Origin of the sequence: Mesorhizobium sp. M7A.F.Ca.MR.245.00.0.0 (assembly GCF_003997415.1) — a bacterium.
In the GTDB taxonomy this organism is placed as follows: Bacteria; Pseudomonadota; Alphaproteobacteria; order Rhizobiales; family Rhizobiaceae; genus Mesorhizobium.
Map to the genome: position 1 here is coordinate 153,226 of NZ_RZTE01000004.1, position 19,509 is coordinate 172,734.

Below are 19,509 nucleotides of genomic sequence, written 5' to 3' on the forward strand. Positions count from 1 at the left end.
GGTAGTTGAATGACCGAGCGTATTGTCAGTTTTGTCATGAGCGGCGGCGTCGGCTCGCGGTTGTGGCCGCTGTCACGCGAGGACAACCCCAAGCAGTTCCACGATCTGTCTGGCGACGGCTCGATGCTGGCCAAGACCTTGCGTCGGCTGACCGCCCGGCCGGAAGGCGAAACGCCGATCTTCCTGATCGCCGCGGAGCGCCATGCCGATCGTGTCCACGCCGATCTTGCCGGCCTCGACCTCGCCGGCGGCGGTCCGCTGTTCGAGCCGACCGGGCGCAACACAGCTGCTGCCGTCGCACTGGCGACACTGCGCACGCTGTCCGAATTCGGCGACAGCCTGGTGCTGGTGGTGCCGTCTGACCATGAGATATCAACCCCGCGCCAGTTCTGGCAGAGCGTCGAAGCCGGCACCGAGGCAGCGCGTAGTGGACGGCTGGTGGTGTTTGGCATCAAGCCGACACAGCCCGAGACCGGCTACGGCTATATCGAGGTCGCAGCCGAAAGCGGCGGCATCTTCGATGTATCGCGCTTCGTCGAAAAGCCGGATATTGCGACTGCGCAGAGCTATCTCAAGGCCGGAAATTTCTACTGGAACACCGGTATCTTCCTGTTTCGCGCCAGCACCATGCGTGAGGCCTTCATAGCGCTCCAGCCGGATATCTGGCAGGCCACCGAAGCAGCTTACAAGGCAGCGACATCGGATCTGTCCGGCCTTTACATGCCGCTAGAACTCTACGCCGCCATTCCGTCGAACTCGATCGACTACGCCATCATGGAGCGGGCAAAAGACATCGCCATGGTGCCGGCCGGCTTCCGCTGGAACGATCTCGGTTCGTGGCAGTCGCTGCTCGATGTCGGCCCCGCAGACGACCGGGGCAATGTCATCATCGGCGATGTCGTCGCCATCGATTGCGAGAATTCCTACATTCGCAGTGACGGCCGCCTGCTGTCGGCGATCGGCATGAAGGACATCGCCATCGTTTCGACATCGGATGCCACTTTCGTCGCCCCGGTCAGCCACAGCCAGCACGTCAAGAAGATCGTCGAGCAGCTCGAAAAATCGGGTCGCCTGGAAACCAGGTTCACGCCGGCGCATGACCGCGTCATCGAAAGCGGCGCCTGGCGGCGGCGCGTGCATCACTGGCTGTTTCAGGAGACCTTGCCGCTGTGGTCGACATCGGGCGTCGACGAACGCCATGGCGGCTTTCACGAAGCGCTTGGCCTGGACGCTTCGCCGTTGATGAAGCCCAAGCGCATGCGCACCATGGCAAGGCAGGTCTATGCTTTCGCCGTCGCCCGAGCGCGCGGCTGGGACGGTCCGGCCGACCGGCTGATCAGCCACGGCATCGCCTTCATGGCCGGCAAGGGCCGCACCGACAAGGGCGGCTGGGTTCGGACGCTGAATGTCGACGGTTCGGTCGCCGACGCCACCGAGGATGCCTACGATCATTCCTGCGTGCTCCTGGCGCTCGCGCATGCGCATATGTCTGGCAATCCAGACGCCTTGCGCCTCGGCGAGGAAACCTTCGCCTTTCTCGATGCGCATCTCGAAGACAGCCGCATGACCGGCTTCCTCGAGACATCGGACGGCAAAGGCGAGCGCCGCTCCAACCCGCATATGCATCTGCTCGAGGCCTTCCTCGCTTGGCATCAGGCGACTGGCGAGCGCGCCCATCTGCGCCGCGCAGCGCGCATCATCGACCTCTTCCGAAGTCATTTCTTCGATCCGGAAAGCTGGACGCTTGGCGAGTATTTCGATGCCGAATGGAAGCCATCCGCAGGAGAGAAAGGGTCATGGACCGAGCCTGGCCACCATTTCGAGTGGGCCTCGCTGCTGGTCGATTTCGCTGGACGCAGCGGCCAGGCCGAATTGAGCGGCTTTGCCCGGAAACTTTACGCGTCGGCCACTGCCAATGGCCTCAACCGCGCCACCGGCCTTGCCTATGGCGCCGTCTCGCGGCAGGGCCTGCCGCTCGACCTGATATCACGCAGCTGGCCGCAGGCCGAAGCGGTGAAGGCGGCTATCGCGCTGGATGGTTCGGGCGGGCCGGACCTGAAGCCCGAGATCGAAGCGCGCGTCGGCCGGCTGTTTCGCTGGCACATCGACCCGGCGCCGCTCGGCCTGTGGATCGACCGCATCGACGAGCGCGGCCGCTCGCTGGCATCGGACGTTCCTGCCAGCATCTTCTACCACCTGGTCTGTGCGCTGACCCAGTATCTGGATGGGACGGCCGATCCGAAGGCGTAGGACTTGATCAGTACGGGCTCGCCACATCCCCGGTCTCGACATAGATCGACTTCAGCTGCGAATAGAGTGCCAGCGCCGCCAATGAATTCTCACGTCCGATGCCCGACTGTTTGAAGCCGCCGAACGGGATTTCCACCGGCGTCAGATTGTAGGCGTTGATCCAGCAGGTGCCGGCCTGCAGCTCGGCAATGACGCGGTGGGCGCGCGGCAGATCACGCGTGAAGACGCCGGCGGCAAGGCCGAACTCGGTGTCGTTGGCGCGGTCGATCACCTCGTCCTCACCGTCGAATTTCAGCACGCTCATGACAGGCCCGAAAATCTCCTCGCGGGCGATGCGCATTGTGTCGGTGACGCCGGTGAACACCGTTGGCTCGACAAAGAATCCGCCCTGGAAACCCTGCAGCGAAGGCACGTTGCCGCCACAGGCAAGCGTTGCTCCGTCCTGCTTGCCGATCTCGATATAGCCCACTACCTTGTCGTGCTGCGCCTTGGAAACCAGCGGTCCCATCTGGGTTTCGGGGTCGAGCGGGTCGCCGATGCGGATTTTCTTGGTCCGCTCGATCAGACGCTCGACGAAGCGGTCGTGAATGCCGCTCTGCACGAAGACGCGCGTGCCGTTGGAACAGATCTGCCCGGTCGAATAGAAATTGCCGAGCATGGCGCCGCCAATGGCGTTCTCGATGTCGGCATCGTCGAACACGATCAGCGGCGACTTGCCGCCAAGCTCCATCGTCGCGTGCTTCATCTTCGAGCCGGCGAGCGACAGCACCTTGCGGCCGGTCGGCACCGAGCCGGTCACCGAGACCTTGGCGACGACATCGTGGCCGACGAGCCCGGCGCCGACATCGCCATAGCCTTGCACCACGTTGAACAGGCCGTCAGGCAGCCCGGCCTCGCTGTAGATCTCGGCCAATGCGAGTGCTGAAAGCGGCGTGTTTTCCGATGGCTTGAACACCATGGCGTTGCCCATGGCGAGCGCCGGTGCCGATTTCCAGCCGGCGATCTGGATCGGGTAGTTCCAGGCGCCGATGCCGACACAGACGCCGAGCGCTTCGCGCCTTGTGTAGGCGAAGGGTCCGCCGAGATCGACCGACTCGCCATTGTAGGCGGCAACCGCACCGCCGAAATATTCAAGGCAGTCCGCTGCCGATGGGGCGTCCGCCACCAGCGTTTCCTGGATCGCCTTGCCTGTATCCAGTGTCTCGATGCGGGCGAGGTCGGCGTTGCGGGCGCGCAATATGTCGGCGGCGCGGCGCAGGATGCGCCCGCGCTCGACCGGCTTCAGCCGCGCCCAGGCGGGCTGCGCCGCCCGCGCCGCCTCGACGGCGAGTTCCAGCACGTTCGGCGTCGCCGAACGCAGCATGGCGATGGTCTCACCGGTTGCCGGATAGATGACCGGCAGCGGCGCGCCGCCTTCGTCCTCGATGTAGCGTCCGTTGACATAGTGCGATGCCGTGGGCTGGGCGCGCATGGGAGGTCTCCAAATCGTCTTCGCGGCATGCATGATCGTGCAGTCACGATCATGCTCTATCTGTCCGACGCCTGCCAGCGCGGATTGATCCATGGTTCCTGGTTGGACGGCGCCAGCGGCGTCCGGCCAAGGATGTGATCGGAAGCCTTCTCCCCGGTCATGATCGATGGCGCATTGAGATTGCCGTTGGTGACGCGCGGGAAGATCGAGGAATCGGCGACTCGCAAGCCTTCGACGCCAATGACCCGGCATTCCGGATCGACGACGCTCATCATGTCGTCGGCGCGGCCCATCTTGCAAGTGCCGCAAGGATGGTAGGCGCTCTCGGCATGATCGCGGATGAAGATGTCGAGCTCGTCGTCCGACTGCATGTGGCTGCCCGGAGAGATTTCCTTGCCCCGATAGGGGTCGAACGCCGACTGCCCGAAGATCTCGCGCGTCAACCTGATGCAGTGGCGGAACTCCTCCCAATCGTCTGGATGCGACATGTAGTTGAAGCGGATCACCGGCTTGGATTTCGGGTCCGGCGAACGCAGCGTCACCGAACCGCGCGACTTCGAGCGCATCGGTCCGACATGCGCCTGGAAGCCGTGCGATTTCGCAGCCGCCTTGCCATCATAGCGGACTGCCGCCGGGATGAAATGGTACTGGATATCGGGGTAGTCGACGCCGGCGCGCGAGCGCACGAAGGCTGCCGCTTCGAAGTGGTTGGTGGCGCCAAGCCCGGTCTTGAGGAACAACCACTGCGCTCCGATGAGTGCTTTCGAGAACGGGTTCAGCACCGAATTGAGCGTGATCGGCAGCAATGATTCCTGCTGGATGTAGAGCTCCATATGATCCTGCAGATTGCGGCCGACACCGGGCCGGTCGGCCACCACCGGAATGCCGTTTTCGCGCAAATGCTCGGCCGGGCCGATGCCGGACAGCATCAGTATCTTGGGCGAATTGATCGACGATGCGGCGACGATCACCTCACGTCGCGCCTTAACGACCTGAATCTGTTTGTGAGCTTCGATCTCGACGCCGATGGCGCGTTGATTCTCGATAATCACGCGCCGCGCAAAGCCCTTGACCAGACTCACATTTTTGCGCTTCAGCGCCGGCTTCAGATAGGCCGATGCCGCCGACCAGCGGCGACCGCCACTGATGGTCTGCTCCATCGGCCCAAAACCTTCCTGCTTGGAACCATTGTAGTCTTCGGTCAGTTCGAACCCGGCCTGGCGACCAGCCTCGACAAAGGCGCCATAGAGCGGATTTTTACGCGAGCCGCGCTGCACATTCAGCGGCCCGCCATGGCCGCGCCAGCCATCCTCGCCGCCGTCCGAATTTTCCATACGCTTGAAATAGGGGAGCACGTCGGCGAAGCCCCAGCCGGCCGCACCCTCTTCGGCCCAATGGTCGAAATCGCGGGCGTGGCCGCGCACATAGACCATGCCGTTGATCGAGGACGAGCCACCGATAACCTTGCCGCGCGGTGTCGCCAGCACACGGCCGCCGAGATGCGGTTCCGGCTCGCTGGCAAAGCCCCAGTCATAGAGGCGCATGTTGAGCGGGATCGACAGCGCCGACGGCATCTGGATCAGCGGCCCGATATCGCTGCCGCCGAATTCGATGACGATGACCGAATGCTTGCCGTCTTCAGACAGGCGATAGGCCATGGCCGAGCCGGCCGAGCCGGAGCCGATGATGACGAAATCTGCTTCAAGCATGGTTCATATGCGCCATGAAATCGGCGAGCGAGACATTGCCGCCGGTAGCCACAACAAGGGCGGTCTTGCCCCTCACATCCACCTTGCCGCCGAGCAGTGCGGCGAGCGAGGCGGCCCCCGAGGGCTCGAGCACCAGCTTCATGCGCTCGAAGGCGATCCGCATGGCGCTGCGCACCGATTGGTCGTCGACGGTGATGCCGCGAACACCGGCGGTCTTGACTGCCGCGAAAGGCGCGTCGCCCGGCCGTCGCGACATCAGCCCGTCGCAGATCGACTTCGGCCCGATCGGCATCGTCTCGATGCTGCCATGTGCCAGCGACGAGCCCATGCCGTTGAAACCTTCAGGTTCGACGCCGATGATCTCAGTGGCGGGCGACAGATAGTGGAAGGCGAGCGAAACGCCGCCGATCAGCCCACCGCCACCGACCGAGCAGAACAAAAGATCGGCGCTGGCGCCTTTGGCTTCGAGTTGGTCCAACGCCTCGAGGCCGGCGCCCGCCTGGCCGGCAACGATCTCCGGATCGTCGAACGGATGCAACAGCGCCAGGCCTTCGGTCTCGGCGATCTCGCGTGCCTTGGCGGCGGCGACTTCTTCACGCGCGCGTTCGCCATGGTCGGTCAGCACGACGCGGGCGCCATAGCCGGCCGTAGCATCACGCTTGGCGGCCGGTGCGTCGATCGGCATGACGATGGTGACGGGAATGCCGAGCGCCTGGCCGGCAGCCGCCAGCCCTTGCGCGAAATTGCCGGAGGAGTAGGCGACGACGCCTTTCCTGGCCTCTTCAGTGGAAAGCTGCTTCAGGCGCCAATAGGCGCCGCGCACCTTGAACGATCCGGCCCATTGCAGCGATTCCGGCTTGATGAAGACGCGGGCCGCACCCGTCTCGCGGGCCAGTGCCGCCGATTCCAGCAGCGGTGTGATCTGCGTCGCCCTGGAGGTGACGGCATAGGCCTGCTTGAGGTGGTCGAGGGAGGGGACGAGAAGGTCTGACATCATTCGCCTCGCGGATACCTTTTGCTCTCTTCGAGATTGTCGAGGTTCATGTGATTGCGCATGTAGCGCTCGGACGCTTTTTGCAGCGGCTGGAAATCCCAGGGGTAATAGGCGCCGTTGCGCAGCGCCGGATAGACGACCCAGCGGCGCGCCTGGCTTTCGCGGACAGCGGCGTCGAAGCCGGCCATGTCCCAGCGCGACTGGACCTTGTCCATGAATGCCGCCACCAGGCCCGCATTGGCCGCGTCATCGACCAGATTGTCCCGTTCGAGCGGATCGGCTTCGAGATCGAACAGTTGCGGCGGATCGAGTTCACAATGGACGAATTTGTATCTGCCGTCGCGGATCGCAACCAAGGGCGCGTTGGACCCTTCGGCCGCATATTCCATCAGCACCGGCGCGGTGCGCTCAATACCCTTGGTGAGCGGCAGCAGCGACTGGCCGTCGGTCCACGGCGCGATTGCAGCGATGTCGATGCCGGCGAGGTCGCAAAGCGTCGGCGCCACGTCAAGATTGGAAACCGGCGTCTCGATCAGCCCGGCGTGAACGCCCTTGCCGGCAATCATCAGCGGCACGCGCGCCGAGCCCTCGAAGAAGCTCATCTTGAACCATAGGCCGCGCTCGCCGAGCATGTCGCCGTGGTCCGAGCAGAACAGGATGATTGTGTCGTCGGCCATGCGGGTGCGCTCGAGAACATCCAGGATCTCGCCCAGCTTGTCGTCGACATAGGAGATGTTGGCGAAATAGCCCTGCCGCGAACGACGCACCTGTTCCGGCGTGATCTCGAAGGAAGGATAATCGCTGGCGTGGTACAGCCGCCGGGAATGCGCATCCTGCTCGTCATGCGCGATGAACCCGGTTTCCGGATCCAGCGCCTGGCAATGCTCATAGAGATCCCAATACTGCTTGCGCGCGACATAGGGATCGTGCGGGTGCGACAGCGAGACGGTGAGGCACCATGGCCGATGGCTCGCATCGTCCTGTTCGCGCGAAAGCTGATAGAGCTTCTGTGTGGCTAGGAACACGACCTCGTCGTCATACTCCATCTGGTTGGTGATCTCGGCAACGCCGGCGCCGGTCACCGAGCCCAGATTGTGATACCACCAGTCGATACGCTCGCCGGGCTTGCGGTAGTCCGGCGTCCAGCCGAAATCGGCAGGGTAGATGTCGGTCGTCAGCCGTTCCTCGAAACCGTGCAGTTGGTCCGGCCCGACGAAATGCATCTTGCCCGACAGGCAGGTGTAGTAGCCGGCGGCGCGCAGATGATGGGCGAAGGTCGGGATCGATGAGGCGAATTCGGCGGCGTTGTCATAGACGCCGGTGCGCGACGGCAATTGCCCGCTCATGAACGAGGCACGGCCCGGTGCGCAGAGCGGCGACGCCGTATAGTTGTTGGCAAAGCGCGCCGAACGCGCAGCCAACGCTTTCAGATGCGGTGTGTGCAGAAAATCCGCCGGGCCGTCCGGAAACAAGGTTCCGTTGAGCTGGTCGACCATGACGATCAGAAAATTGGGTCGCTTCGTTGTCACTGTTTGCGCCGCTCGCCAAGTTTTGTTTCGAGATAGTCCTCGACCAGCGCGATTGCGGTCGCGGCATCAGGCACGCCGTCTTTCAGCGCCCGCCTGATGTAGAGCCCGTCGATCATCGCCGCGGTCGCTTCGGCGGCGCGGTCGGCCTCGGCCCTGGGCAGGATGCCGACAAGCCCGCTCATCAGGTTCGAGTGCAGCCGCCGCGCATAGACCCTGAGCAGCCGGCGCAAGGCCGATGATTTCTGCGCCTCGACATAGAAGGCGAGCCAGGCGGCGATGGTTTCCGGCTGGAACTGGATGTCGGAGAAGTTGACGGCGACCACCGCCGAAACGCGCTGGCGCGCGGTACCAGCCGATTGAAGGGCGCGTCGCATGTCGATGGTCAGTTCGGCCAGGATGTGCCGCATCGTCGCCAGCAACAACTCGTCCTTGGCGCCGAAATAGTGATGGGCAAGAGCCGACGAAACCCCGGCGCGTCCGGCGATCTCGGACATGGTGACGTCGAGCGAGCCGCGCTCGCCGATCGCCGAGATCGTCGCGTCGATCAGCGCCTTGCGGCGCAGCGGTTCCATTCCGACTTTCGGCATCTCGCGATGATCCTTTGAGAAAACAGGATTATTTTTTATTGACGCGTCAATCAACAAAAAAATCGACCGCGATCTTGGCTGTACCAAGCGATTGTCCGCCTCCCGCCCTTCACGAAGTGGGCAGGATTGTTTATATTTGAACAATAAAGGCGAAATGCGCCGTGAGCCCACATGTTAGGCTGGCGCCAAGGATGGAGACCGCCATGACCGCATGCATCGTTGGCTGGGCGCATTCGCGCTTCGGCAAGCTCGAGGGCGAAACGCTCGAAAATCTCATCGTCAAGGTGGCAACCGACGCGCTCGACCATGCCGGCATCGGTCCCGACGAGGTCGACGAGATCGTGCTCGGACATTTCAACGCCGGCTTTTCGGCGCAGGATTTTACCGCCAGCCTGGTGCTTCAGGCCGACGACCGGCTGCGCTTCAAGCCGGCGACGCGCGTCGAGAACGCTTGCGCCACCGGATCGGCCGCGGTCCGTCAGGGCATCCGCGCCATCGACGCCAATGCCGCCCGCATCGTGCTAGTGGTCGGCGCCGAGCAGATGACGACGACGCCGGGGCCGGAGATCGGCAAGAACCTGCTCAAGGCGTCCTATCTGCCCGAGGACGGCGAGACACCGGCGGGTTTCGCCGGCGTCTTCGGCAAGATCGCGCAGGCCTATTTTCAGCGCTACGGCGACCAGTCGGATGCGCTGGCCATGATTGCCGCCAAGAACCACAAGAACGGCGTCGACAACCCCTATGCACAGATGCGCAAGGATTTCGGCTACGAGTTCTGCCGCCAGGAGAGCGAGAAGAACCCGTTCGTTGCCGGCCCACTGAAGCGCACCGACTGCTCGCTGGTCTCCGACGGCGCCGCCGCCCTTATCCTTGCCGACACCGCCACGGCGCTGAAGATGCGCCGTGCCGTTGCCTTCCGCGCCAACGAGCATGTGCAGGATTTCCTGCCGATGTCGAAGCGCGACATCCTGACCTTCGAAGGGTGCGAACAGGCCTGGAACCGGGCGTTGAAATCAGCCGGCGTGACGCTCGACGATCTGTCCTTCGTCGAGACGCATGACTGCTTCACCATTGCCGAACTGATCGAATATGAGGCGATGGGTCTTGCCAAGCCGGGAGAGGGGGCCAAGCTGGCGCTGGACGGCACAACGGCCAGGGATGGCCGCCTGCCGGTCAATCCCTCCGGTGGGCTGAAGGCCAAGGGCCATCCGATCGGCGCCACGGGCGTGTCGATGCATGTCTTGACCGCCATGCAGCTTGTCGGCGAGGCCGGCGGCATCCAGGTGCCGGGCGCCAAGCTTGGCGGCATCTTCAATATGGGCGGTGCCGCGGTCGCCAACTACGTTTCCATTCTCGACCGGATCAGGTAAACCGCCCGCATTTACGGGAGGGTTCATGACAAATCCGGTTCTGATCGAAGTGTTGCGCGGCGCGATCGTCGAGAGCGCGCATCGCGGCTCAGTCGCGGTCTTCGATGGCGATGGCAAGCCCGTCTGGGAGATCGGCGACACAGCCAAGCCGGTGTTTCCGCGCTCGGCGGTCAAGGCGATCCAGGCACTGCCGCTGGTCGAAAGCGGTGCGGCCGATGCCTATGGCTTCGGCAACCGCGAACTGGCGCTAGCCTGTGCGTCCCACTCGGGCGAGCCGGCCCATGTCGAACTGGCGCGATCCATGCTGTCCAAGGCCGGGCTGGATGGGTCGGCGCTCGAATGCGGCACGCATTGGCCGTCCAATCATGACGCCGAGATTGCGCTCGCCCGCGCCGGCGGCTCGCCGAACGCATTGCACAACAATTGCTCCGGCAAGCATTCCGGCTTCCTCTGCACATGCGTCCACGCCGGCATTGCGCATCGCGGCTATGTCAAGCCGGGACATGGCCTGCAGGAGATGGTGCGCGACGCCATGCAGTCGGTGACGGGCGCTGTCCATGGCGCGGACCAGCGTGCCATTGATGGCTGTTCGATCCCAACCTATGCGGTGCCGCTCAGGAGCTTTGCGATCGGCTTTGCCCGCATGGCCACGACATCAGGTTTTGGCCCCGAGCGAGCCAAGGCCGCGAGGCGGCTACTTTCCGCCTGCATGGCCGAGCCCTTCTTCGTTGCCGGCAGCGGCCGCGAAGACGTCGGACTGATGGAGGCCGCACCAGGGCGGATTTTCACGAAGGGCGGCGCCGAGGGCGTCCATTGTGCGGCAATTCCGGAACTTGGTCTCGGCATCGCGCTCAAATGCGATGATGGCGCCGGCCGCGCCGGCGAAGCCATGATTGCCACCGTCCTCGCCAAACTGTTGCGCGCCGACGAGGCATTGGCGTTCAAGCTGAGCGAGTTGGCAAACACGCCCATCGAAAACCGCAACGGTGCCAAGGTCGGGGCGCTGAGGCCGACGGCAGCCCTCAACTGACGTGATTGCGCTCGACGGTCAGATGCGCATAGCCGGTATCGTTTGACGAGGCGAGGTCGCCCGTTGCGGGCTCGGCCCAGCGCTGGCCGACAACCGCACCGTTGAGCGCGCCGTCGATGATATTGTCTGAAATGACCGCCGTGCCGGCACCCTCGACCACGGACACGACGATACCGGTTCCGGCGTTGCGGATGATGTTGCCCGTAGCGGCGACATTGCGCAGGTAGGGACCCCAGCCGATCTGCATGCCGTAGAGCGGCGCGTTCTCGATGACGTTGTTGGAAACGGTAGTGTCGGCCTCAACGCCGATGCCGACGCCAAATCCCGGCGAGTCGGCGGGGTAGGGACCGCTGGTCGACAGATTGCGCACGATGTTTCCGGAGCAGACGCCCATGCGGCCGCCTTCGTTGAAATTGACGATCGAGATGCCGTTGGCGGCGCCGTCGACGATGTTGTTGCTGATGATGGCGCCTTCGAACGAGAACTCGGAATAGACCGCCGTTTCGCCCGAGCGCGAGCAGGTGTTACCCGATATCTGCAGGTTGCTGGCGCTGTTGGCGCGGATCGCCGAGAAGGCGCAGTCCGAGACGATGTTGCCCGAGATGACGACATTGCCGGCGCGAAAGGCATTGATGCCGTTGCCGTTCTGCCCGGTTCCGCCGCTGCGTGCCTGGATCCGTTGGACGCGGTTGCCGGTGACCATGGTGCCGTCTTCGGCCACCTGCCAGCGGTGCACGAGGATGCCGCCATTGGCGCAATCGGAGACGGTGTTGCCCGTAATGGACAGCCCGCCAGCCTCGACCGAGTAAATGCCGGCATCGGCGGCGCCCGATATCTCGCTGCGCTCGATCCGGCCGATCGCGTGTTCCAGCGCCAGTCCGTTCTTGCCGCTGCCGGTGATCTGACAATTGTCGATGGCGAGGTGCACGATACGGCGCAGATCGAGCAGCCCTTGCGTGTAATCGCCCATCGTGCGGTTCGAACCATCAAAGACCAGACCGCTGAGTTCGATATGGTCAGCCTGTTCGGCCATGAAAAGGTGGCCGTCACCGCCGTAAACGACGCGCGTCGCGCCCGGCACCCCGGAAAGCCGTACGCGGCCGGGCAGCGAGAGATTGGAGACGACATAAGTGCCGGGCGGCAGGAACACCGGCATGTCGCGGGCATTGGCGTCACGCAGCAGCTTGGCGAAGGCCTCGCTCTGATCGTCTGATGTGCCGGGCTGCACGCCGAGTTCTGTGGCATTGATCGAGCCGCGCATCGAGGCTTTCTCGATGCCGCTCAAGCTTGCGGCCACCGCCTTGCCGAGCGCAAGCCCCATGACGGCAAAGCCGGCGGTCCCGGTCAGCAGCGTTCGTCTGTTCAACATCGGCACAGAATCCCAGCGTTCGAGCCAGCTATCGCAGGAATCGTGCCAGCCGTTATGTCTCTCCCACCGAGACCGCTACGATGGCTTGTCGAGCAGCCTCTGCGCGCCTAAGTTCAGGAAATGAGCAGAGCTTTCACCCGCGAGGAAGACAGCGAAAACGCCATCGCCGGCGTCGGTGAACGGCCGGTCAGCCACCATCGCAATCTGGTGACGGAACGCGGCCTGGCGCAGATCGAGGACAATCTCGCCGATCTGCGCGACATCCTGGCGAAGGCCGAACGGAAAGCAGACCGCGAGCGCATCGCGGTGGTGTCGCGCGACCTGCGCTATTGGACCGCCCGGCGTGAAAGCGCCGAACTCTCCGTACCGGAGCCGGGCAGCGACGTGGTGCGCTTCGGCATGGGCGTCACGATCGAGGGCGACGACGGCAGGAAGGTCCACTGGAAAATTGTCGGCGAAGACGAGGCTGATCCCACCAAGGGTAGCATTTCGCATGTTTCGCCGATGGCGGTCGCCCTATTCGGCAAGAAGATCGGCGACTTGGCCAGCGTCAACGGCAAGGAATGGGAAATCGTCAAGCTTTCCGAGAGCTAATCCTCGATCTTGACGACATGGTCGCGGAAGAACGCCGCGGCTCCGGCTTCATCGATCTCGCCTGAAGCAACGGCCATGACGAATTCGTAGAGCGTGCCGTTGTCGGCTGTCAGGACATGGCCGTTCACGATCAAAAATGCACCGGCTGCAACTATGGCCGTGCGCTTGTTGCCGTCGACAAAGGCATGATTTCTTGCGATGCCGAAGACATAGGCGGCTGCTAGGTCTTCAACCGAAGGGTTTTCGTAGTTGGCCTTGTTCTCGGCACGCGCGAGCGCAGATTCGAGAGCATTTTCATCTCTCAAACCTTGAGCACCGCCATGCCTGCGCAACTGCTCGGCATGCATCGCTTCAACCGCACGCCGGGTAAGGAACTCCCAGCTCATTCAGCGAGCTTCTGAAGCGCGACCTTGTATTTGTCCATGACCTTGCGAGCAGCTTCCATCTGCCGCTCGAAACTGTCGTCCATCGGCTCAAGGGCAATGCCCTTGTCCGTTTCGACGATCTGGAGCTGATCACCTGTCTTCATGTTCAGACGATCGAGCAGATCCTTGGGCAGGATCACACCTTCCGAATTGCCGATCTTGCGAATGGTCGTGTTCATGACAGATATCCTGTTGCAACGCCGATTATAACTCGACCGGCGAGAAGTTGCAACAGATATTATAACAACCCTAGCGGACCGCCAGCAGCCGGTCCAGCAAACGATCCGCCGCCTCCGGAATGACCGTGCCCGGTGGGAAGATTTCCGCAGCGCCGGCTTGCCGCACCGCGTCATAGTCTTGCGGTGGGATGACGCCGCCGGCGACGATCAGCGTGTCGCCGCGGCCGAGCTTTTTCAGCGCGTCGCGCAGTTCGGGGATCAGCGTCAGATGTCCCGCCGCCAGCGACGAGGCGCCGACGATGTGGACGTCCTGTGCGACCGCCAGCCTGGCGATCTCCTCCGGTGTCTGGAACATCGCGCCGACGGTGACGTCGAAGCCGAGATCGGCGAAGGCCGTGGCGATGACCTTCTGGCCACGGTCGTGGCCGTCCTGACCCATCTTGGCGACCAGGATCCGCGGCTTGCCGCCGGTCTTCTTCTCGAAGGCGTCAAGCTTGTCCTGCAGACCGTCGACCACGGGATGATCGCCAAGCGCCTTGCGATAGACCCCGGAAATGGTCTGTACCGTGGCGACGTGGCGCCCAAACGCCCTTTCCAACGCGAATGAAATCTCGCCGACCGTGGCATTGGCGCGCGCGGCTCGGATGGCGAATTCCAGCAGGTTTTCATTGCCTTGCGCGGCACGGGTCAGCTCATCGAGCGCGCTTTCGACGGCGGCGACGTCGCGCGTGCCCTTCAGCCGTTGCAGCTTCGACAATTGCCGCGCCCTGACTTCGGCATTGTCGATCTTCAGCACGTCGACCTCGATGTCGGTCTCGGGCCGATGGGCGTTGACGCCGACCAGCATCTGCTCGCCGGAATCGATGCGCGCCTGCGTGCGTGCGGCGGCTTCCTCTATGCGCAGCTTGGGAATGCCCTGTTCGGTCGCCGCCGCCATGCCGCCGAGCGCCTCGACCTCCTCGATATGGGCAAGAGCGCGCGCCGCCAGATCATGCGTCAGCCGTTCGAGATAGGCCGAACCGCCCCACGGGTCGATGATGCGCGTGGTACCGGATTCCTTTTGGAGGATGAGCTGGGTGTTGCGGGCGATCCGCGCCGAGTGGTCGGTCGGCAGTGCCATCGCCTCGTCGAAGGAATTGGTGTGCAGCGACTGGGTGTGGCCCTGCGTTGCCGCCATCGCCTCGATCATGGTGCGGACAATGTTGTTGTAGGGATCCTGCGCTGTCAGCGACCAGCCAGAAGTCTGGCAATGGGTGCGCAGCGACAGCGAGCGCTCGTCCTTGGGCGAAAAATTCTTCTGCATCAGGGTCGCCCACAACAGGCGCGCGGCCCGCAGCTTGGCGACTTCCATGAAGAAATTCATGCCGATGGCCCAGAAGAAGGACAGGCGAGGCGCAAAGCGGTCGATGTCGAGGCCCGCCGCGACGCCGGCGCGGGCATATTCGATGCCATCGGCGATCGTGTAGGCGAGCTCAAGGTCGGCCGTCGCGCCGGCCTCCTGCATGTGATAGCCGGAGATCGATATCGAATTGAACTTCGGCATGTTCTTCGATGTGTATGAGAAGATGTCCGACACGATCCGCATCGAAGGTTTTGGCGGATAGATGTAGGTGTTGCGGACCATGAACTCCTTCAAAATGTCGTTCTGAATGGTCCCGGCGAGATCCTTCTGCGCAACGCCCTGTTCTTCCGCGGCGACGATGTAAAGCGCCATGATCGGCAGCACCGCGCCGTTCATCGTCATCGATACCGTCATCTCGTCGAGCGGAATGCCGTCGAAGAGCTGCCGCATGTCGAGGATGGAATCGATGGCGACGCCCGCCATGCCAACATCGCCGGCAACGCGCGGGTGGTCGCTGTCATAGCCGCGATGCGTGGCGAGATCGAAGGCGACCGACAGCCCCTTCTGGCCGGCGGCAAGGTTGCGCCGGTAAAAGGCGTTGGAATCTTCGGCCGTCGAGAAACCGGCATATTGCCGGATCGTCCAGGGCTGCTGGACATACATGGTCGGGTAGGGGCCGCGCACGAAGGGCGGCAGGCCGGGATAGGTGTCGAGATGCGGCAGCCCCTTGAGATCGCTTTGATTGTACAGATGCTTGGCAATGAGCCCTTCCGGCGTGGTCCGCTGGCCTTTGACCTCGACAGGCGTGCGGCGTGGCGGGACCCAGCCGATCTGGCCGAAGTCCGGGATCAAGAGCCGGCTCCGATCGATTGGTCGATGCGGACTGGAAACAGCGGCTCGCAGACGGCAACGCCTTCGGTGAAGGCCGGTCGCCGTTCCGCCGCCAGCGTCTCGACGGGGCGTTCGTTCTTCGATGGATAGAGCGTGGTGCCGATGATGGCCCGTTCACCTGTGCGGTAGGCTGCATTGCGCTGCTCCGCCGCTGCGTGGACGCGCTTCTGGATGTGTCCGTCCTGAAGGCTGGACAGGACACCGCCCTCGGCTTCGATCGTCTGCAACTCCGCCCAGGCCAGTTCGCACAATTCCGCAGTCAGCGCTTCCACAGCGCCGGAACCATAGGCGGGATCGGTGACATGATCGATATGGCTTTCATTGGCCATGATCAGCTGCGTGTTGCGGGCAACACGACGGGCAAAACCCGCCGGCAGACCGTGCGCGATCGTGTGCGGCAGGATGGAGATCGAATCGGCGCCGCCGCACGCCGCGGCAAAGCATGCAATGGTGGTGCGCAGGATGTTGGTCTCCGGGTCCATCGCCGTCATCATGCGAAACGACGTCTCGGCATGGATACTGGCCGTGGATGTCGGGATCGAACAAGCCTCCTGCACCCGCGCCCAGAGCCTGCGCAGCGCCCGCATCTTGGCTATCGACAGCAATTGGTCCTGGTCGACGCTGAGTGCAAAACCGATATGAGGTGCGGCATAGACAAGCGGCTGCCGCGCCGTCTCGAACATTCTGAGGTAGGAGACAGCCGAAGCCAGCATGATGCCAAGTTCCTGCGCTTCCGTGGCGCCGGCATTGTGGAACACGCGCCCGTCAGCTTCCAGCAGCACGCCCGGAACGCCCATCGCGAAGAAATGCGCCAGCGACTGCGGCATGGAGGCCCGCAGCGCCTCGATCGACATGCGCAGCCGACCCGTTCCCGCGAAGATCGCTGCTGGATCGATGCCGAAGGAGAGGTTGAGTTTTGCCGGGTCCGATCGCCGCTTGCTCAGGAAAGCGACCAGCCAGTCGGCCACGGCGCGGCTCCAGGGATGGGCGTCGATGCGAACCTGGATGCGGTTGAGCGGTATGCCGTCCAGCACCGCCTCCAACGCCTCCGCCGTTCTCGGCAAGCCGTATCCGAACGCGTTCGGCGCCCCCTCGAAGACTAGCGACAATCCCGTGGCACCCTGTGCCACATCTTCCAGCGCTTGGCTTCTGGCGCGGTTGGTGTCGGGATCGTCGACCCGCTGGCTGACGATCCATGACGATTTCGGGTTTGCGCGCACGATCGGTTCCGCCGCAGTGCTGCGGTCGTAGAGCGGTTCGATACGGATGTTGTCGTCGCTGTGCGAGACCAGCCTTTCCTCGAAGGAAGCGCCTGCCAAAGCCTTTTCCGCCAAGGCGAGCCATCGCTGGCGCTCGATGTTTTCGGGTTCCACGTCCTGGATCAAGGCTCCGGCGCCCATCCGTCCTCCTCGTTTCATACGGCCGCACCAGCCGGGAGCGGTCCAGTCTACGGTCCCCGGTCCGATATCGCAATGCAATGCGCTTTCAGAGACCGGATTCGATCCATCAGATATAGGTCAGTCCGCATGGACGACGATTGCCAAACAGCGGCAAAATCCGCAAGCTCCAAAAACCCGATTTGAACAAATGGGGCGATTTGGGCGAATGGCCCCGATTTGGACGAATGGCCCCGATTTGGACGAATGGCATTGTCGCTGTGCAATGGCCTCACTATACCTGCGGCAAGGCCACTGGCTTTAGACACATCAGTTTGCGGAGACCGGACATATGGCTGACGACACCAGTATTTTCATCGGCGCCAGCCGCAAGCCCGACGACAGCTATCAGCGTGCCGAGCAACTGTTGCTACGATATGGGAATCGTCACGGCCTGGTGACCGGCGCCACCGGTACCGGCAAAACCGTCACCTTGCAGATCCTGGCCGAAGGATTTTCCAACGCCGGCGTGCCTGTGTTCTGCGCCGACATCAAGGGGGATCTGTCGGGCATCGCGATGATGGGCACGGCACAGGATTTCCTCGTCAAGCGGGCCGAACAGGTCAAGCTCGACCCTTATAACTTCCAGGAATTCCCCGTCATCTTCTGGGACTTGTTCGGCGAACAGGGTCATCCGATCCGCGCCACGGTCTCGGAAATGGGGCCGTTGTTGCTGTCGCGCCTGATGAACCTGACCGAGGCGCAGGAAGGCATCATGAACATCGCCTTCCGCCTGGCTGACGAGGAAGGTCTGCTGCTGCTCGACATGAAGGACCTGCAGGCGCTCTTGGCCAACATCGCCGAGCGTGCCGACGAGATCGGCTCGCGCTACGGCAACGTGACGAAGCCATCGGTCGGGGCGATCCAGCGCACGCTGCTGGTCCTGGAGCAACAGGGAGCCGCAAATTTCTTCGGCGAACCGGCACTGCGTATCGCCGATATCATGCGCACCACCCGCGACGGACGCGGCGCCATCAGCGTGCTTGCCGCCGACAAGCTGATGATGAATCCGCGGCTCTACGCGACCTTCCTGCTATGGCTGATGTCGGAACTGTTCGAGGTGCTGCCGGAAGTCGGCGACCCCGACAAGCCGAAGCTGGTGTTCTTTTTCGACGAGGCGCATCTTCTGTTCGACGAAGCACCCAAGGTGCTGATCGATCGCGTCGAACAAGTGGTCCGACTGATCCGCTCGAAGGGCGTCGGCGTCTATTTCGTCACGCAGAACCCGTTGGATATCCCTGAAAAAGTCCTGGCCCAGCTCGGCAATCGCGTCCAGCACGCGCTGCGCGCCTATACGCCGCGTGAGCAGCAGGCGGTGAGGACGGCGGCCGAAACGTTCCGGCCAAATCCCGATTTCGACTGCATGACCGCCATTACCCAGCTTGCCACGGGCGAAGCGCTGGTCTCGACGCTGGAGGCCAAGGGTGTCCCGTCCATGGTGCAGCGGACCCTGATCCGCCCGCCGTCGTCGCGCCTTGGACCGATAACGGCAGCCGAGCGACAAAAGCTGATCCAGGAAAGCCCGGTCGCCGGCCAGTACGATCAGGCCGTCGATCGCGAGTCGGCTTTCGAAATGCTGCAAAAAAAAGCCAAGGACGCGCAGGATGCCGAAGAGCAGGCCCAGCAGGCCGGCAGCGGCGGCTCGCGCTGGACCATTCCGGGCTTCGGCAATGACGATCCCGCGCCGCAATCCGGTGGCAGGCGCACATCTGCACCGCGCCCGTCCAACCGCCAGACGGTGGCCGAGGCGGCGATCAAGTCGGTGGTGCGCTCGGTTGGCTCGTCGGTCGGCCGGGCAATCGTGCGCGGGATATTGGGGAGTCTGTCGAGGGGCAGGTAAGGAGCGGCAGCTATGCGCCACCCGTCGCGCGAGTAGAACACCCGTTGCTCAGCGCGGTTCCTGGCGAGCCTCGCCACTGTCCGTAGACTTTATTTATCCCGGATCAGCTCAGAGAAATGGTGCAGATAAATCTGCCAGTCACCATTGATTCTTGAAACAACGAACGAAGTCCTGACCCTATTTTTTACGACAGAGCCGTCACGATAGTAATTAACGATATCGCCAAACCCTTGCGCCGCGAACAGACCTCGACTCAACGATCTCGTATTCTGGTCGACAAGCGTTAAATTCACTTTTTCTAGTATGAGTTGATAGCTTCCAAAATACTCCTCTATTTCAGATCGTCCGACGTACAACCTAGGCAGTAGACCGAAAAAAAGAGCGTCCTGCGTATAAATCTGGGAGAGCAATTTCTTATCCCATGGCGCGGAGGCCTCGTTCCAGCGCTGCTGGATTTGATCGAGAGCAGCCTTGTGCATCTGGTAAATACTCT

The 19,509-nt window shown here is 63.0% G+C and carries 16 protein-coding genes; 5 read left to right on the top strand and 11 right to left on the bottom strand.

Features of this window, described 5'->3' with window-relative positions; genetic code table 11:
* Positions 1–9 precede the first annotated feature (9 nt).
* Positions 10–2,250, top strand: a complete 2,241-nt coding sequence (locus EOB80_RS07220; RefSeq protein ID WP_127327172.1) for a mannose-1-phosphate guanylyltransferase/mannose-6-phosphate isomerase — start codon at positions 10–12, stop codon at positions 2,248–2,250.
* A 7-nt stretch (positions 2,251–2,257) separates the two neighbouring features.
* Here EOB80_RS07220 and betB read toward each other — a convergent pair whose 3' ends face one another.
* Genes betB through betI form a run of 5 tightly spaced genes read right to left on the bottom strand, consistent with a single transcriptional unit; the run spans position 2,258 to position 8,540 of the window.
* Positions 2,258–3,721, bottom strand: a complete 1,464-nt coding sequence (gene betB / locus EOB80_RS07225; protein WP_127327173.1) for a betaine-aldehyde dehydrogenase — start codon at positions 3,719–3,721, stop codon at positions 2,258–2,260.
* A 56-nt stretch (positions 3,722–3,777) separates the two neighbouring features.
* A complete protein-coding gene (gene betA / locus EOB80_RS07230; RefSeq protein WP_127327174.1) occupies positions 3,778–5,430 on the bottom strand; it encodes a choline dehydrogenase in 1,653 nt (550 codons plus the stop codon).
* Positions 5,423–6,424, bottom strand: a complete 1,002-nt coding sequence (locus EOB80_RS07235) for a threonine/serine dehydratase (protein ID WP_127327175.1) — start codon at positions 6,422–6,424, stop codon at positions 5,423–5,425. The genes betA and EOB80_RS07235 overlap by 8 nt, the downstream gene beginning before the upstream one ends.
* On the bottom strand, positions 6,424–7,953 hold the full coding sequence (gene betC / locus EOB80_RS07240) for a choline-sulfatase (protein WP_127327176.1): 1,530 nt from the start codon (positions 7,951–7,953) through the stop codon (positions 6,424–6,426). The genes EOB80_RS07235 and betC overlap by 1 nt, the downstream gene beginning before the upstream one ends.
* Complete coding sequence (betI, locus tag EOB80_RS07245) at positions 7,950–8,540, bottom strand: transcriptional regulator BetI (protein WP_127322783.1); 591 nt, start codon at positions 8,538–8,540, stop codon at positions 7,950–7,952. Before betI ends, betC begins: the two co-directional genes overlap by 4 nt.
* Before the next feature lie 203 nt (positions 8,541–8,743).
* Here betI and EOB80_RS07250 point away from each other — a divergent pair, with 203 nt between their 5' ends.
* Positions 8,744–9,910, top strand: a complete 1,167-nt coding sequence (locus EOB80_RS07250) for an acetyl-CoA acetyltransferase (RefSeq protein WP_127267966.1) — start codon at positions 8,744–8,746, stop codon at positions 9,908–9,910.
* Positions 9,911–9,935: 25 nt separating this feature from the next.
* Positions 9,936–10,940, top strand: a complete 1,005-nt coding sequence (locus tag EOB80_RS07255; protein ID WP_127327177.1) for an asparaginase — start codon at positions 9,936–9,938, stop codon at positions 10,938–10,940.
* Here the strand turns inward: EOB80_RS07255 and EOB80_RS07260 are convergent.
* A complete protein-coding gene (locus EOB80_RS07260; RefSeq protein WP_127327178.1) occupies positions 10,933–12,309 on the bottom strand; it encodes a TIGR03808 family TAT-translocated repetitive protein in 1,377 nt (458 codons plus the stop codon). The genes EOB80_RS07255 and EOB80_RS07260 overlap by 8 nt on opposite strands.
* A 120-nt stretch (positions 12,310–12,429) precedes the next feature.
* Here EOB80_RS07260 and greA point away from each other — a divergent pair, with 120 nt between their 5' ends.
* On the top strand, positions 12,430–12,903 hold the full coding sequence (greA, locus tag EOB80_RS07265; RefSeq protein ID WP_127319077.1) for a transcription elongation factor GreA: 474 nt from the start codon (positions 12,430–12,432) through the stop codon (positions 12,901–12,903).
* Here the strand turns inward: greA and EOB80_RS07270 are convergent.
* The 4 genes from EOB80_RS07270 to EOB80_RS07285 all read right to left on the bottom strand — a co-directional run bounded on the left by EOB80_RS07270 (position 12,900) and on the right by EOB80_RS07285 (position 17,140).
* Positions 12,900–13,289 carry a type II toxin-antitoxin system death-on-curing family toxin gene (locus EOB80_RS07270; RefSeq protein ID WP_127269972.1) on the bottom strand — a complete coding sequence of 130 codons (390 nt, stop codon included), beginning with the start codon at positions 13,287–13,289 and terminating at the stop codon, positions 12,900–12,902. The genes greA and EOB80_RS07270 overlap by 4 nt on opposite strands.
* Entirely contained in the window at positions 13,286–13,507 is a 222-nt protein-coding gene (locus EOB80_RS07275; protein WP_127269970.1) for an AbrB/MazE/SpoVT family DNA-binding domain-containing protein, read from the bottom strand. Before EOB80_RS07275 ends, EOB80_RS07270 begins: the two co-directional genes overlap by 4 nt.
* A 70-nt stretch (positions 13,508–13,577) precedes the next feature.
* A complete protein-coding gene (gene scpA, locus EOB80_RS07280; RefSeq protein ID WP_127327179.1) occupies positions 13,578–15,701 on the bottom strand; it encodes a methylmalonyl-CoA mutase in 2,124 nt (707 codons plus the stop codon).
* The gene (locus EOB80_RS07285) at positions 15,698–17,140 is read right to left on the bottom strand and encodes a methylmalonyl-CoA mutase subunit beta (RefSeq protein WP_127327180.1); all 1,443 of its coding nucleotides are present in this window, start codon (positions 17,138–17,140) and stop codon (positions 15,698–15,700) included. The genes scpA and EOB80_RS07285 overlap by 4 nt, the downstream gene beginning before the upstream one ends.
* 328 nt (positions 17,141–17,468) lie before the next feature.
* Between EOB80_RS07285 and EOB80_RS07290 the strand changes: the two genes are divergently transcribed.
* Positions 17,469–19,016, top strand: a complete 1,548-nt coding sequence (locus tag EOB80_RS07290; RefSeq protein WP_127327181.1) for a helicase HerA-like C-terminal domain-containing protein — start codon at positions 17,469–17,471, stop codon at positions 19,014–19,016.
* A gap of 89 nt (positions 19,017–19,105) precedes the next feature.
* On the opposite strand, the gene EOB80_RS07295 is transcribed toward EOB80_RS07290, so the two are convergent.
* Positions 19,106–19,495, bottom strand: a complete 390-nt coding sequence (locus EOB80_RS07295; RefSeq protein ID WP_127268348.1) for a nuclear transport factor 2 family protein — start codon at positions 19,493–19,495, stop codon at positions 19,106–19,108.
* Positions 19,496–19,509: the final 14 nt, after the last annotated feature.

Bases quoted from the DNA above. Each gene is read 5' to 3' on its own strand.
- betI (WP_127322783.1), bottom strand. From the start codon at position 8,540: ATGCCGAAAGTCGGAATGGAACCGCTGCGCCGCAAGGCGCTGATCGAC.
- EOB80_RS07270 (WP_127269972.1), bottom strand. From the start codon at position 13,289: ATGAGCTGGGAGTTCCTTACCCGGCGTGCGGTTGAAGCGATGCATGCC.
- EOB80_RS07235 (WP_127327175.1), bottom strand. From the start codon at position 6,424: ATGTCAGACCTTCTCGTCCCCTCCCTCGACCACCTCAAGCAGGCCTAT.
- EOB80_RS07295 (WP_127268348.1), bottom strand. From the start codon at position 19,495: ATGCACAAGGCTGCTCTCGATCAAATCCAGCAGCGCTGGAACGAGGCC.
- EOB80_RS07220 (WP_127327172.1), top strand. From the start codon at position 10: ATGACCGAGCGTATTGTCAGTTTTGTCATGAGCGGCGGCGTCGGCTCG.
- EOB80_RS07285 (WP_127327180.1), bottom strand. From the start codon at position 17,140: ATGGGCGCCGGAGCCTTGATCCAGGACGTGGAACCCGAAAACATCGAG.
- greA (WP_127319077.1), top strand. From the start codon at position 12,430: ATGAGCAGAGCTTTCACCCGCGAGGAAGACAGCGAAAACGCCATCGCC.
- betA (WP_127327174.1), bottom strand. From the start codon at position 5,430: ATGCTTGAAGCAGATTTCGTCATCATCGGCTCCGGCTCGGCCGGCTCG.
- EOB80_RS07275 (WP_127269970.1), bottom strand. From the start codon at position 13,507: ATGAACACGACCATTCGCAAGATCGGCAATTCGGAAGGTGTGATCCTG.
- EOB80_RS07255 (WP_127327177.1), top strand. From the start codon at position 9,936: ATGACAAATCCGGTTCTGATCGAAGTGTTGCGCGGCGCGATCGTCGAG.
- EOB80_RS07290 (WP_127327181.1), top strand. From the start codon at position 17,469: ATGGCTGACGACACCAGTATTTTCATCGGCGCCAGCCGCAAGCCCGAC.
- betB (WP_127327173.1), bottom strand. From the start codon at position 3,721: ATGCGCGCCCAGCCCACGGCATCGCACTATGTCAACGGACGCTACATC.
- EOB80_RS07260 (WP_127327178.1), bottom strand. From the start codon at position 12,309: ATGTTGAACAGACGAACGCTGCTGACCGGGACCGCCGGCTTTGCCGTC.
- EOB80_RS07250 (WP_127267966.1), top strand. From the start codon at position 8,744: ATGACCGCATGCATCGTTGGCTGGGCGCATTCGCGCTTCGGCAAGCTC.